Annotated in this window: 9 protein-coding genes and 1 pseudogene; 4 read left to right on the top strand and 6 right to left on the bottom strand. The window is 58.4% G+C overall.

What is annotated here, in order from left to right; all coding sequences use genetic code 11:
• Positions 1-1,233: 1,233 nt before the first annotated feature.
• Positions 1,234-2,115, bottom strand: coding sequence for an outer membrane protein (locus tag GGD67_RS28645; RefSeq protein WP_104461356.1), 882 nt, complete (start codon positions 2,113-2,115; stop codon positions 1,234-1,236).
• 153 nt (positions 2,116-2,268) lie between these two features.
• Positions 2,269-2,660 (bottom strand): annotated as a pseudogene (locus GGD67_RS28640) (tripartite tricarboxylate transporter permease); the annotation flags it as partial.
• Between the two features lie 534 nt (positions 2,661-3,194).
• Between GGD67_RS28640 and GGD67_RS28635 the strand changes: the two are divergent.
• Complete coding sequence (locus tag GGD67_RS28635; protein ID WP_179737574.1) at positions 3,195-3,680, top strand: hypothetical protein; 486 nt, start codon at positions 3,195-3,197, stop codon at positions 3,678-3,680.
• Between the two features lie 350 nt (positions 3,681-4,030).
• Here the strand turns inward: GGD67_RS28635 and GGD67_RS28630 are convergent, their stop codons facing one another.
• The 3 genes from GGD67_RS28630 to GGD67_RS28620 all read right to left on the bottom strand — a co-directional run bounded on the left by GGD67_RS28630 (position 4,031) and on the right by GGD67_RS28620 (position 7,236).
• On the bottom strand, positions 4,031-5,533 hold the full coding sequence (locus GGD67_RS28630; protein WP_179737572.1) for a tripartite tricarboxylate transporter permease: 1,503 nt from the start codon (positions 5,531-5,533) through the stop codon (positions 4,031-4,033).
• An 11-nt stretch (positions 5,534-5,544) separates the two neighbouring features.
• Positions 5,545-6,087, bottom strand: coding sequence for a tripartite tricarboxylate transporter TctB family protein (locus GGD67_RS28625; RefSeq protein WP_179737570.1), 543 nt, complete (start codon positions 6,085-6,087; stop codon positions 5,545-5,547).
• 174 nt (positions 6,088-6,261) lie between these two features.
• On the bottom strand, positions 6,262-7,236 hold the full coding sequence (locus GGD67_RS28620; RefSeq protein WP_165637466.1) for a tripartite tricarboxylate transporter substrate binding protein: 975 nt from the start codon (positions 7,234-7,236) through the stop codon (positions 6,262-6,264).
• 318 nt (positions 7,237-7,554) lie between these two features.
• On the opposite strand from GGD67_RS28620, the gene GGD67_RS28615 reads away from it, so the two are divergent.
• Positions 7,555-7,908 (top strand): hypothetical protein, encoded by a 354-nt coding sequence (locus GGD67_RS28615; protein WP_179737568.1) that lies wholly within the window; start codon positions 7,555-7,557, stop codon positions 7,906-7,908.
• A gap of 255 nt (positions 7,909-8,163) precedes the next feature.
• Entirely contained in the window at positions 8,164-8,658 is a 495-nt protein-coding gene (locus GGD67_RS28610) for a hypothetical protein (protein WP_179737566.1), read from the top strand.
• A gap of 720 nt (positions 8,659-9,378) precedes the next feature.
• Here the strand turns inward: GGD67_RS28610 and GGD67_RS28605 are convergent.
• Positions 9,379-11,052: a hypothetical protein gene (locus tag GGD67_RS28605; RefSeq protein WP_179737564.1), complete on the bottom strand. Its 1,674-nt coding sequence runs from the start codon at positions 11,050-11,052 to the stop codon at positions 9,379-9,381.
• A gap of 1,054 nt (positions 11,053-12,106) precedes the next feature.
• Between GGD67_RS28605 and GGD67_RS28600 the strand changes: the two genes are divergently transcribed.
• Entirely contained in the window at positions 12,107-13,501 is a 1,395-nt protein-coding gene (locus GGD67_RS28600; protein ID WP_179737562.1) for a hypothetical protein, read from the top strand.
• Positions 13,502-13,931: the final 430 nt, after the last annotated feature.

Below are 13,931 nucleotides of genomic sequence, written 5' to 3'. Positions count from 1 at the left end.
TGAGAATCTTTCTGAAGGCCGCAGCACGTAATCGGCGGCGAGCCGCCAGCCTGCGATGTCGGCGCACTTCCCGCAGCGTTCACAAGATAATTCTTCGCCTTGGAGTAACCATCGCCCTCGCGTGAATGAACTTTTGGAGGCTATCTCGAGACATCGCGGACAAAACAAAGGTAAGCGTCGGGCTCGCCAACGCTGCAACAATCTAGAGGCCATTTGATTTCCCTTTGGCTCATAACGGAGGAATGAACATAACCAATACATCAGAAATTGACTTGTTTGTAATGTTGTGGCCTCCCGAAATGTAGACGCAGCCGCGGACCGCACCAACCCATGAATGTATTAGCCATCTTCGGCGTCGACTCACCCGAAGCCGTTCGCGGATGAAATGGGCTCCTTTCGTACGCGGCCTGATCCGCCGGGCGCGAATCGATGCTCGTGAGTTCGGGATTTCTGCTTTGGTTCCGGTCCCATTAGCGGGATAGCAACCGATGACAACTTTCGCATGAAGTCCGAATGCAATGACGGACTTGCGGTTGCACCTCGGTTTTGTAGACTGCCAGTGGCGAGACCAACCGCGAGCTCCGGAGAGAAAGTGATGGGGGCACCTAGTCGAAATATTTCGCATACGGTCTGCCCGGTGTGTCAGTCCGTTTACCTACGCTCCATAAGAGCCTCTGCCACGTCTGAGACGGGGCTCTTTCGATGTAACAATTGCGGCGAGATCATCGCGCGGTGGCACACGCCGTACGTGCCAGTTTACACCAAAAGCGACCAGGAAGCTTTGCTTTCGACGAAGTTCCTTCAGCCTCCTCGTAACACAAAGCTCGCGTTTGCCCATGCGATAGCTGGCGAGATATGCCAACCGAGAAGCGGCTTGTCTGCAAAAGCTCGGCGGCACTCGTGGCCAGTCATGGACACTGAGTTTCCTCTCGACAGAATCTGTGCCATGCGGTGAAAGCCCGGTCGAAGTTCTCACGCGTCGGCGGTACCGGAAATTGTCCCGACTAAGGCCCCTGGCCTTACAGCGAGGTTGCTCTGCGACACATTGCTTTTGCCGAATCGCCGGAATTCGCCGAGCAGACCGACGAGGTCTTGAAGGAATTCGGCCTCAGCGCGGACGAGATCAGCAAACTTAGGGACGCCAAGGTGGTGTGAGCCCCTCGCCTGCCGTCGCCAAACGACAAAGCCCGGCGCGAGCCGGGCTTTGCTTCTTGTTGGACGCCTCTGTTGATCTTAGTACCTGGCGACGACCGGGCTGTCGAACTGGTAGTTGATGCCGGCGCGCAGGATGTGGTCGGTGAAGTGCGACGAGACATTGGCGCTGATCGGCAAGGCGGGCGACAGCGTGAACGGACCGGACGAGAAGCGCCCGAGATCCATGTAGAGATATTCGAGCTTGGCACTCCAGTTCCGGGTGATCTTGCCCTCGACGCCAACGCCGGCGGTCCAGCCGACGCGCGTGGTTGAGTTGGAACCGACCGATGTAATCGGAGCACCAAAGGGCGCAATGCCGCTGAAACTCGTCATCGTGCCTGTGGTCTTGATTTCGCCGAAGGCCAGACCACCAGTGCCGTAGAACAGCACCTTCGGGGTCGCCAGGATACCAACGCGGCCCCGGACCGTGCCGAACCACTGGAGCTTCTGGTCGACCGTCAAGGTCGTGCCAGCCAGACCGCCGGGCGGCAAGAACGTCAGGCCGGGAAGACAGGGGCCGGCGACCGGCGCGACGGCAGTACCGACGCAGCTGAAGCCGGCGCTGCCCTTCTCGCCCGACCACTGGAGGTCGCCCTCGATGCCATAGACCCAGTTGGCATTTTGCCAATTGTAGCCGGCTTGGCCGCCCGCGATACCGCCGTTCATGTCGAACGCCCCACTGGTTATGGAGCCGGCCGGAGGCGCGATCGGTGTGCCAGTCGGCGTGTTAAAATAGGATACGTCGGTGCGCGAACGGCCCCAGCTGTAGCCGCCATTGGCGCCGACGTACCAGCCGGTCCAGCTCCACACCGGATCGACGATAGGCGCCTTCACATAGGGTCTTGCTGCGATATCGGCAGCCAACGCGCCCGTCGCGAACAGCGACATCGCCGCTGCCATTCCAATCACGATCCGCTTCATGGAGAACCCCCTCCGCACGATTTTGTGATCGAAACATACGCCACCACCTGCCGAAAGGCTGTGCCGCGGCAGCAACATCCAGAAACAATCGCGGCGTGTAGTGACCCGGACTACAACGACACCGCTTGCCTTATACTCTTGAATTTAAGAGGCTTATTTGGGTTGCAATGTCGTCCTGGTCCGCTGCGTCCATCCGACGCGGGAAAGCATGCCGTCGATCACCGGCCAGAACGGCAGGACGATTGCCAGCGTCGTGATCGAGCCGACCAGGCCGTTCGACCAAAACACCCTGAGGTCGCCGCCGGAGCCGATCATCGACAGACGAAAGGCATCCTCGGCGCGATTGCCGAGCACGAGCGCGAGGGTGAACGGCGCCAGCGAAATGCCGATCTTCTTGACGAATGGCCGGACCACGACGAAGCCGAGCATCAGCCAGAGGCGATCTCGCATTTCGGGATTGCGTAGACGCCGATCGCGCAGGATACCACGATCATCTGCGGCGCCCAGCACGCCGGCGTGAGCAGTCGGGCTAACCGCGGCGCAGTTCCGACTTTCTAGAATATAAACGGCAACATGCGTGCGATCATGCTGAACCCGAAGATGCGCACGGGCTCGCGGCGTTCACGCGCCTCGCCACCCCAGGCCGACGTCGGCAAGGGCACGGACAGTACCCTTTCGACTTGACGGTTCAAGCCCTCGCTGCTCTAGAGGCATGACATGGTTGAAGAAGATGATACAAAATTGGTTTCTCTCCGTGTTTACCGGCTTGATGGTTGTCGCCTGCTTATTCGCTGCTGTCCTGGTCGATAGTATCTGCTGTAACAAGAGAGCGAAGATCCCGCTCCGCTGCTTCCTGTCGCCGCACTTTCGGGACTCTAACAGCCGCTCGTGCAACCGAGGCCGGTCTTGATCCGAAGGCCAATTCCGACAATCACGTCTAACATTCTCTTTTCCAACGGTTAGCGCAAGATGATCTCCCTTGGTCAAATCGCAGCAACCTCGGAGGACCACGATATGACTAGGGTAGTCAATGCTATTGTTCCCATCCACAACCATTCCTGCAGTAAATAGAGAATCAGATGATCCTGAGTACGCATGCGATCGTCGGTGGCGCGATCGCCAGCCTGTTTCCATTGCACCCGGCAGCCGCGGCGATCGCAGGGTTCGCAAGTCATTTTGCAATTGATGCAATTCCGCATTGGGACTATCCACTTCACTCGATAAGTCTAGGCAAAGGTGCCAACAATCGCCGCCTGTCCTTCAGCCGCGCGACGCTGAGGGATTTGTCAATCATCGGGATTGATGCTTGCGCCGGGCTCGGCCTTGCGCTCTGGATGTTTGCAGCGGAAGGATCGATTTGGACAATTGCGATCGGCGCCTCCACCGCGATGTTGCCAGACGCGTTGCAATTCACTCACACCCTTTACCCGCGTGGCTTGCTTCACGTCCTCCAACGCTTTCATTGGTGGATACACTCTAAGCGCGCGTTGACAGGACTATTTGGCGTGGGTTCGCAACTCGCATTCGCCGGAACGATTGCCGTACTCGCAAGAAGCATCCATTGACTCCGGCAGCACTGGCGGCCGGTATTTTAGTTCGTCATTCAATGAAGAATGCGCAGTTCTCTCCGTTGACGCTTCACCTACACTTCGGCTTTGAGCCAAAACCGGGCGTCAACTAGACGGTGCCCAAAGTCATGGCAGCTTGTTGCCGGGTAGCCCGTCAGAAAATGCCACAGAGCCAACCACGATGAGAGAGAGAGAGAGAGAGAGAGAGAGAGAGAGAGAGAATTAGCGCAAGGAGATGGGTCGTGCTGCATAAGAACCGAGCGTGCCTCGAATGCCCTCAGCTCACAACCTCCCGCGCATGCGGGCTTCCATGCCGGGCCAAATATTTGCCTTACCCTTGCATAGCTCTAGCCCCGTTGCTTCCGTCCCAAGCGCGTAAGGAGTCCGTCGATCACTGGCCAGAACAGCAGGACGATCGCCAACGTCGTGATCGAGCCGACCAGGCCGTTCGACCAGAATACCTTGAGGTCGCCGCCGGAGCCGATCATCGACAGACGAAAGGCGTCCTCGGCGCGATTGCCGAGCACGAGCGCGAGGGTGAACGGCGCCAGCGGAATGCCGATCTTCTTGAAGACGTAGCCGACGACGCCGAAGCCGAGCATCAGCCAGATGTCGAACATCGCGTTCTGGATCGCGTAGGCGCCGATCGCGCAGGACACCACGATCATCGGCGCCACCGCGGCAAACGGCACGCGCAGGATCGAGGCGAAGATCGGCACCGTCGTCAGCACCAGCACGAGGCCGACGACATTGCCGAGATACATCGAGGCGATCAGGCCCCAAACGAAGTCCTTATGCTCGACGAACAGCAGCGGGCCCGGATTGAGGCCCCACACCATCAGGCCGCCGAGCAGGATCGCCGCGGTGCCCGAGCCGGGAATGCCGAGCGCCAGCATCGGCAGCAGCGCCGAGGTGCCTGACGCATGTGCCGCCGTCTCCGGCGCGAACACGCCCTCGATGCGGCCCTTGCCGAAACTTTCGGGATCCTTGGCAAAACGCTTGGCAAGGTTGTAGCCCATGAAGGAAGCCGCGATCGCGCCGCCCGGGGTGATGCCGAGCCAGCAGCCGATGAAGGAGGAACGCAGCAGCGTGGTCCAGTATTTCGGCAGGTCCTTCCAGACGCCGAGCACGACGCGGAGCGAGATGCTTGCGGCGTGGCCGCGCAGCGCCAGCCGCTCCTCCATCGTCAGCAGGATCTCGCTGATCCCGAACAGTCCGATCACCGCGACCAGGAAGTTGATGCCGCGGAGCAGCTCCGGCGAGCCGAAGGTCATGCGGAGATTGCCCGACACCGTATCCATGCCGATGCCGGCGAGCAGCAGCCCCAGCGACATCGAGATGACCGTCTTGTGCTTGGCCTCGCGCCCCAATCCGACGAACGAGCAGAAGGTCAGCAGATACACCGCGAAGAACTCGGGCGGGCCGAACTTCAGCGCAAAGGACGAGATCATCGGCGCGAGGAACGTGATCAGCAGCACCGCGACCAGCGAGCCGATGAAGGAGGAGGTGAACGCCGCGGTCAGTGCCTCCGCCGCCCTGCCCTGCTGGGCCATCGGATAGCCGTCGAAGGTGGTCGCGACCGACCAGGCTTCGCCGGGGATGTTGAACAGGATCGAGGTGATCGCACCGCCGAACAGCGCGCCCCAATAGATGCAGGACAGCATCACGATCGCCGAAGTCGGATCCATCGTGAAGGTGAGCGGCAGCAGGATCGCAACGCCGTTGGGGCCACCGAGGCCCGGCAGCACGCCGACGAAGATGCCGAGCACCAGCCCGACCATCATCAGCACGAGCGTCTTCCACGTCAGCAGGACGGCAAAGCCGTGAAGCAGGAGACCGAAAGCTTCCATCGCGGGACCGCCTAGCGGCCGAAGGCCGCTTCGAGCGGCCCTTTCGGCATGATGACGTCGAAGGCGACATCGAATGTGACGAACATGATCGCCGTGAACACAAGAGCGGTGAGCAGCGACTTCCACAGCGCGATCTTGCCGACGAAGCGCATGAAGCCCGAGATCAGGAGGAAGCTCGCGACATAGAGGCCGAGGAACTGCATCACGAGGCAGAACAGCAGCGTCGGCACGAACACCGCCATGACGCGGCGGGCCTGCGCGCGCGTGACGAAGGTTCCGGACGCCGCACGCCGCGCCAGCAGCGCCACGATCAGGCCGTAGAGGCTGCCGCCGCCGAGGATGACCGAGAGATAGAACGGAAAATAACCGGGTTCGGGCCCGGTCGAATCCCAGGATGCGCCGGTGCGCCAATTGTCGTAGCCGAGCGTGACGGCCAGCGCGAGCAGCAGGAGGCAGACGAATACCTCGATCGTGCCGGACGAGACGACGGAAGGCGAGTCGTCTTCAGGCGCGGTCGGATCGTCAACGACGATTTCAAGATCGGTTTGGGACATGCTCTGTCAGGGACGGAGTGCGTTCAATTCCCCTCTCTCGGCGTGCGGGGAGAGGGTTGGAGTGAGGGGAGTCTCCACAGGGACGGTGAGAATCGGACTCGCGGAGAGAGCCCCTCACCCCAGCCCTCTCCCCGTGAGGGCAGGGAGAGGGAGAAGAGGGAGAGAGAGAGACGACTACTTCGCGACGAATCCGGCTTCCGTCATCAGCGACTTGTTAATGGCATCGTCCTCCTCGAGGAACTGCACCATATCCTTGCCGGTGAGGAAGATCGGCTTCAGCGCCTGCTTCTCCATGTAGTCCTTGTACTCGGCGGTCTGCGTCACCTTGTGGAACAGCTCGACATAGAACGCCTGCTGCTCGGCCGTCACCTTGCCGGGCAGGAACATCGCGCGCAGCATCAGGTACTGGACGTCGACGCCCTCCTCCTTGCAGGTGGGGATGTCGGCCCAGGACTGGGTGTCCGTCACCTTGCTGGTGTAGGAGATGCGCTCCTTGTCGAACACGCAGAGCGGACGCACCTGGCCAGCGCGCCAGACTTCGAGATTTTCCGATGGATTGTTGACGTTGGCCTCGGTGTGGTTGCCGACCAGCTGGGTCGCGGCCTCGCCGCCGGACTTGTAGGGCAGATAGGAGAATTTTGCGCCGGTCTTCTGCTCGAGGAAGACGGTCAGCACGTGGTCCTCGCGCTTGGAGCCGGTGCCGCCCATCTTGAACGGCGCGCTCGCCGCCTTCGCGGCCGCGACGAACTCCTTCACCGTCTTGGGGCCCGCGCTGTTGTCCCAGAGCACGAACTGGTCGAGCGCGACCACCGAAACCGGGGTCAGCTCACGCCAATTGAAGGGGATCTTGGCCGACAGCGGCAGCATGTAGATCAGCGAATAGGCGATCAGCACCTTGTTCGGATCGCCCTCGCTGGACTTCATGTACATCAGCGCTTCGGCACCCGAGGCGCCGCCCTTGAGCGAGACGACGATCGGCTGCTTCATCAGATTGTTCTTCTGGATCGCGGCCTGCATCATCCGCGCCATCTGGTCGGAGGCGCCGCCCGCACCCGCCGCCACCACGATCTCGACCGGCTTTGCCGGCTCCCAGCCGGCAACAGCCGGAGTGCCGCACAGCGCGACTGTCAGCGCAATCGCGGCCTTCATTCCATGTCCCACGGGCGTCTTCCCTATGTTCTTGTTCGGATTGGAAATTCAGAGATGAATTCAGGAGCATTGTGCTGGCGAATTCGCCCGAATTCAAGCCATCCGACGCCATCCCCGTTATGACTTTGGAATGAGATCTGAAATGAGACAAGCCTCGCCCTCCTAAGCTACAAGCGATCCGCGGGGCTCATAGACTCGGAGCAAGCAATCAGTGGCCCTGATCAGGGCCTAAAGTTATAAGGAATGGGCCCCTTCGATTACGTGAAATTTCCGAAAATACAAAAAAGCTAAAAGTAAGAAAGCTAAGAGTGACGAGTGATGCCGCGCCTGCTCTACATCAACGAAAAATTTGGCCACGATGCGACCATCATACTGGAGAGCGGAGACGCCTGCTGGATCTCGGTGGGCAAGAAGGGCGTCTTGGTGCGTTCGCACAAGCATAACTTTTGGGGCGGATTGCTGGGAGGCCTCTTTGGCCCGAAGCTCTACCAGGAACGAAATATCTACCAGGCACTAAGTGTCGCCCAAGCTCTCGCGTCAACGTTTCCGCCGGTTCCACAAATTCGGTGCAGAGACATGATGCTGAGGGCATTTTGTACAGCAGTCTGGCAGTGCTCGTCACCAGAACGTGTCAAGGCCATACTAAATGATCCGGAGTTGCTCGCCGCGTAATTGCTTCGCTTCACCGAGCCCATTTTGCGGCCACGCCGCGCTTGCAATTTTCTGATCTGACCATATTGCTGAAGTATGAATACGCGTAGAAAAGTAAGGTTAGACCTCGACCACGCGCGGCGGAGAACGCGGTGGAAAGTCCAGTGGGGAGTTCCCGCCCGAGCCGCTGGCGGCGCTGCAAGGGCAGCCGCCCTATCACGTGACGAGCGCAGGGAAATAGCTCGGAAGGCCGCTAAAGCCCGCTGGGCGAGACACTTGCCGCAAGCGACGCATGAAGGCGTCCTTCAATTCGGAACCATCGAGATCGAGGTTGCGGTCCTCGACAACGGGCAGCGCGTGATCACTCAGAGTGGCTTCATGGTGGGCCTAGGCCGCATTCGCCCGCCCAAAGGACGTCAGTATTACAGGAGCGGCCCCAATCTCCCTGCTTTTTTGACAGTGCAGAGTCTCAAGCCTTTTATCGGCGAAGACCTTTTCGCGATAGCCGACCAGATCGAATTCCGCACCAAGCAGGGCGTTAAGGCGTTCGGGTACGCGCCGAACTTCCTCCCAAAGGTCTGCGATGTCTTTGCGCGCGCACAACATGCTGGAGTCTTAAAAGCCACTCAGCACGACATCGCCAACCGCGCCCAAATTATCGCTAAGCAGCTCGCACGCTCATGCACGATGCGTCTCATAGATGAAGCGACGAGTTACCAAGAAATTCGCGAGACACAGACGCAGCGGAATACTTATCGGCGCGAGGAATGAAGCAAAGCTCCTCCACAGGTTCCGCGGCATCAATCTAGGATAGGACTTATTTAGTTTAGCGCCGAGCCATAGCCTGATTAGCGAACTGGAAGAGCGAGGCAGTTGGCGGTAAATTTGCCGTAGCGCGCCGCTATCCGATGATGTTGCTCGATCCGTTGAAGAACCGCTCAATTGATTGCCACCGCTATAAGGACCACGCATGAGCTTCCTTCAAGGCGTCCTTATTGTTTTAATGCTGGCCGGCGCTGGTACAGCCGTGTACGCTAAGGGTGCGTCGCAGGATCCAAAACCTAATTCGCAATGCCTCGTGAATGCTTCCGAACTGCCGTCGGGAGCACCAAAGGTCATGTGTCCAACCCGCAGCTCACCGGGAGGCTTTTGCGTCTGTCCAAGATTCACTAAGGACGGCGAGGCGGACGGACACTTTGTTGGGACGGCAAGATAGCCAACCGCCTCCAAGGCAATGAACGCGCTCGGCGTTAAATTGGTGGCCGAGCCTATCGACGATCAGCAGAAAGTGGCTTGATTGCGCCGCACTACTCTCCCGCCGGCCACCGGCCGGAGACATCGAGGATTACCCTAACGCCGCGCCTTGTTCGGCAAAAGCGGCTAGATCAAACGGTAGTGCCACTTTTGGTTTCCAATACAGCAGCGGCGGCGGTGCGGACCAATGCTGAATCCCACGCCGCCGCGCAATCGGCTCTGCCGAAAATGCCTCCTTCAACGCGAAGTGACATCGACAAAATAACCACTCTTCAGGAACTCGAAGTCGTCATCCTTAGTCGAATAAAGCGCATACCGGTGCTCAATTAGCGCCCGCGACCGGCAGTCCTTATCCTCTAGGCTGCAAGTTACAGCAAAGCCGCTAACCAACAGTTTCTTTGCTACGTCACGACGAACATACATTCGTGTGTTGTCAATGATGAGGGGTTCATATGACCGAGTAAACGACGCTAGCTTGTAGAGCATTGGAATCTCTGCCCACTGCTCATGGGCCTCGATTAGCTCGGGGCGCTCGGTAGATATGACGTCGTCTAGTGCGCCGTACCCTTGATGGGCAAGGATTCGGTTCGCGAGAAGGCCTAAATCCACGATCCTCACGCGTGAGCAACAAAGGCCGACACCACCCACGTCTGGCGTTAGAAAGCTAATACTCGCCCTGCCTGTCAATTCCCGGATCCGATCCACGGCAAGTCCGGTGAGCCGGTAGGATGCGGGCGTTACACCGAATGGAGCAGACTGTGCCTGTGATCTGATTGTCAGATAAGCTTGCGAGAGCGGCGGCCTGGCGCTTGACCACCAGCTGACTACAACCGTTACTATTGTGGCAATCAAAACATATGAGCGCTGCAGTTCACTGCGAAACAACTCGAGTTTCTTAGACCAAAACCCGAATAGAAGAAGTGCAAACGGGAAAGCGAGCGTTTGCATTCGCCCCACGTAACCCCAATTAGTCCCTATTGCAGAGTTGAATGCAATTACTCCGAACATGGGGGCAAAGAGATATAACGACTTGGTGAATAGCTCCGTTCGCTGATTAAACGCGTCTAAAAAGCAAGCAAAGTGCAGATACACTATGATAGCCATAGACGAGAACAACAGTGGCATTGCCCTCACGACTTCGAATGCCGCAGAGGCCTTTTTGACTAACTCCCTTAGGTTGTCTTCGTGGTAGGGAGGCTGCATTTTGGCGTAGATGGTGTTAGAAACCCAATCCGAGAAAAGCCAGAGCCGCAGGGCCTCGGTCCCACCCAGCACTGCCGTGCCCGTAAGCGCCAGGATCACGAAGTCTTTGGTCCGGCGCTCGTATAAAAGCGGTGCAAGGATGAATGCGTAGTAGACCAATGCCTCAAAACGAGTAAGGAGGAACACACTCCCGAAGGCTGCAGCCTGCAACAGATTTGGGCGAAAATATAGATTCCGTACGACCCCAACCCCCGTGAAACACAAGAGCGGCATTTCCATTCCGTTCGCGATTTCGCTCAAAGACATTCCGAGAGCAGCGTAGGTCGAGAGCAACAGGGTCGAGGCGAACTTATCGAGTTTAAGATCCTTGGTTAGCAACCAGATCTGAAGGATCGAAAGGCAGAAGAAGAGCCCCGTCATGCCCTGAGCAACGGCGATGGCAGTAGCAAAGCTCGGCTGGAACAGGGCGACGAACGAATTAATTAGGAACCACGCGATAGTGGAAAACCCCTCCACCTGTTCCGAAAGCGGCGTCAGTGCGATGCGGCCGGTCGCAGCGAAGGTCTTCGAGTAAGCGAGTGTGATCGCGCCGTCGTCCCATCCCCGTGTTCCGACTAAGAGGACTACAACCATCGTGATCGCCACCTGCATTGCAATCGGCACTGCGATCGCAATTTTAGTGTTCGAGTTTCGAATCTCACGGTTCATCTCACGCCTGCCATGTCATCGAAAGAGGATCATTGAGGCAGCCCAGGACTAGCGCAGACGATCATGCTGGCGGGGTTCTTTATGGCACCGGCATAACAAGTTAGAGACTTTTTCACCATGAGACCTCAACGTCCATTTAAGTTGGCAGCGGGGGTGCGGATTGGCGATGAACCGAGATCTCAAGGAGTTTCATCGTCTCGAACGATTTTGCTTAGAGCTTGCGGTCGAGGCTTCCGATGATATTGAGCGGGCCGGACTATTGGCAGTTGCTGGCGATCTTCGAGTAGCGTCAGCAGGTTTGTCCCCCACGGCCCCGTCCCAAGAGCAACACTGACAGGTTCTCGCTAATGACGGACTAAGATCGTGGCGAGGCTGGCGCGCGATATGCTTAGGTTCAGCCGCCCCGCCGATCGTGCGGAACGACGCGGTATCGGCCGCAGAGGCCGTTCATGTCCGACCTTTGCGGCCTTTCTGCTTGTCAGCAGACCTGTGTGAGTTTTGACACACATTCGGGAATATTCGGCAACAACGGCACGGTTGGCGTCGTGCTTTGGATTCGGTGAAGGCCTCAGTCCCATGAGGCTGGCGTATCTGGCCGCTGTTGAACATAGAATGCGAAAACTGATTTATTGCGGCCGTCGTGCTTCCATGTCCTTGTCAAATATCTGGCTTGGCTGGGGATAAGCAGACATACGCGGCGGCTCACCGGTAGCCCCTGAGATCAGGCGAAGGCCCTTGCGACCGGCGCGGCCTTCAATCCACACGAGGACGCGCAACTGATGCTCACCGGCGACCTGCATCAACGCATCTTCCACGGCCGTACGCGGGGGCGTGAGAACCATGAAGGCGGCCCAATGCGAACCGCGTCCCTGCTTCCGGCCAACTTAAACGATCATCAGTTTCCACCAAAGCTTTGCTAACCAAACAATCCTTCTGAGAGAAATTGCCCATGGCAGAACCGCTCCTTATGAAACTGGAAATGATTACTCCTTTAGGTTGAAAGCAAAATGAAGTCGCAACGCCCTCCAAAGACTTCAAAAGCAAAAGCGATCGCGTGAAAAAAGAGACTATTGGCACGTCGGCCGATCCCGGCCTCTGCATCAGGCCTAACGAGACGTTGCACACGTACTCGCCGCTTGCGATCGGCCTAGTGATGGGGGCCGGGTTTGCAGGCCTTGGGCTCCGTTACTTCGCCCGGGAGCACGCCACCGACGACGCCATTCAGTTCCTGATCCCGTGGTATGCCTTTGCTCGAGATCACGGTAATGCTGCACTGGCCGAACCTTTCACCAACTACACCCCGGTTTATAGCTATCTCCTGCTGATCGCCGCCCATTTTGATTGGCTGGGACAGCCACTGTCCCTCGTGAAAGCGATCTCGGGAGTATTCGAGCTGGGCTGCGCGCTCGTCGTCGCCCAGATGGCCTGGCGAGCGACAAAGGTACCGTTGCGCGCGTGCGTGGCCTTCTGCGCGGTTTGGCTTGCACCTACGGTGATCTTCAATGGCGCATTGTGGGGGCAGGCCGATTCGATCTGGACCTTCTTCACCCTGGTTTCCGTGGCGCTTTTCATGCGGGACCGAAATGGCGTTGCGCCATTTGCGATGGCGTTTTCTGTGAAGGCTCAGGGCGTGTTCCTGGGACCCTTCGTGCTCGGCATGATGTTGCGCCGCCGGATCCACCTGGCGTGGCTAGCTACCGTTCCCGGGATCTATCTGGTTCTCGCGATACCGGTTCTCGTCGCCGGCAGATCGTTAGTCTCCGTGTTTGCGGTCTATTTGGACCAAGCTCACACATTCAATCGCCTCACCATGAACGCAGCGAACATCTGGGTGTTGGCTGGAGGAATGCCGTACGCGATCGGGGTCGCCGTCGGCATAGTGCTCGCGGCGGCGAGCGGGCTTGCCTTATCGATCTTCATCGCGCGCTCTCAACGGGCGGGGCCGGAGTTTATTCTGGTGGCCGCATGTGTATCGCTTATGCTCATGCCCTATTTGCTCCCGAAGATGCACGAGCGGTACTTCTACGCGTTCGAGCTTGCGTCGATCGCGCTGGCCTGCCTCAATCCGCGCTATTTGCCCTTCGCGGTGATTGCTCAGCTCGACGGCGTGTTATCCTATCTCGCGTTTGAAACCGGAATCGTCCTGGGGGTGCTGCCGGCGGCACTCTGCAACAGCCTTCTCGCGTACTACCTCGTGCTTGGTCTTTGGCGGAGCGAACGTCGATTTCGCCTACCGAAGCTAGCCTGGGTCGGCTTCATCGTGTCGGCCGCGGGATTGTTCTCCTATCTGGTCTTCGAAGGACCCGGCTTGGACATATCTCCCGCGTACCTGCTCGCCACGGGTCTCGTCACGGCTGCGGCGCTGCGGCTCCTCAAAGACTCGCAACAGGCACCCACCAGCGGTCAAGAAGCAGGAACGCCTGGCGTTGCGGAAGCTTTGAGTAGTTAGTTAGCTTATCTGGTCGATTTAGACCGAGCATAGTTCGTGATTTCATAAAATCCTGCAGTGGCTTATATTTTTCTCGCCTCGATCACATAAGAGCTCTGGCGGCCTCCCTCATCGAAGACCGTGGTGGCCAAGACGCCAACTTTTGGTGGGCGCTCCCAGCTGGGACCGTGCTTTTCGCGGCCGTCGCACCCCTGGCGGGGCTGTCATGCGAGTTCTTCGAGAAACCGCTTCTACGACTGCGGAAGCCCTACATAGTGCGATCTAAAACGGGTTCGGCGGCGCCGCATACGCATTGAAATCCGATCTGCTACCTTAGAGCAGCTCGATGGTTTGAGGTCTGCTATGGGTCTTGGTCGTGTAAAAACAGCCTTACAGGACCGCGAGTCTTGAAGCCAAAACTGGGCCGGCCTCAGGCCGCGATCGCGGCGAT

It is taken from the genome of Bradyrhizobium sp. IAR9 (assembly GCF_013408065.1).
Taxonomy (GTDB): domain Bacteria; phylum Pseudomonadota; class Alphaproteobacteria; order Rhizobiales; family Xanthobacteraceae; genus Bradyrhizobium.
Note: the sequence above shows the minus strand (reverse complement) of the source record. Positions and strands in the feature narration are given on the sequence as shown.

What these genes read in the sequence shown, in the direction of transcription:
- GGD67_RS28620 (WP_165637466.1), bottom strand. Translation starts at nt 7,236, where the DNA reads ATGAAGGCCGCGATTGCGCTGACAGTCGCGCTGTGCGGCACTCCGGCT.
- GGD67_RS28605 (WP_179737564.1), bottom strand. Translation starts at nt 11,052, where the DNA reads ATGAACCGTGAGATTCGAAACTCGAACACTAAAATTGCGATCGCAGTG.
- GGD67_RS28625 (WP_179737570.1), bottom strand. Translation starts at nt 6,087, where the DNA reads ATGTCCCAAACCGATCTTGAAATCGTCGTTGACGATCCGACCGCGCCT.
- GGD67_RS28635 (WP_179737574.1), top strand. Translation starts at nt 3,195, where the DNA reads ATGATCCTGAGTACGCATGCGATCGTCGGTGGCGCGATCGCCAGCCTG.
- GGD67_RS28645 (WP_104461356.1), bottom strand. Translation starts at nt 2,115, where the DNA reads ATGAAGCGGATCGTGATTGGAATGGCAGCGGCGATGTCGCTGTTCGCG.
- GGD67_RS28615 (WP_179737568.1), top strand. Translation starts at nt 7,555, where the DNA reads ATGCCGCGCCTGCTCTACATCAACGAAAAATTTGGCCACGATGCGACC.
- GGD67_RS28630 (WP_179737572.1), bottom strand. Translation starts at nt 5,533, where the DNA reads ATGGAAGCTTTCGGTCTCCTGCTTCACGGCTTTGCCGTCCTGCTGACG.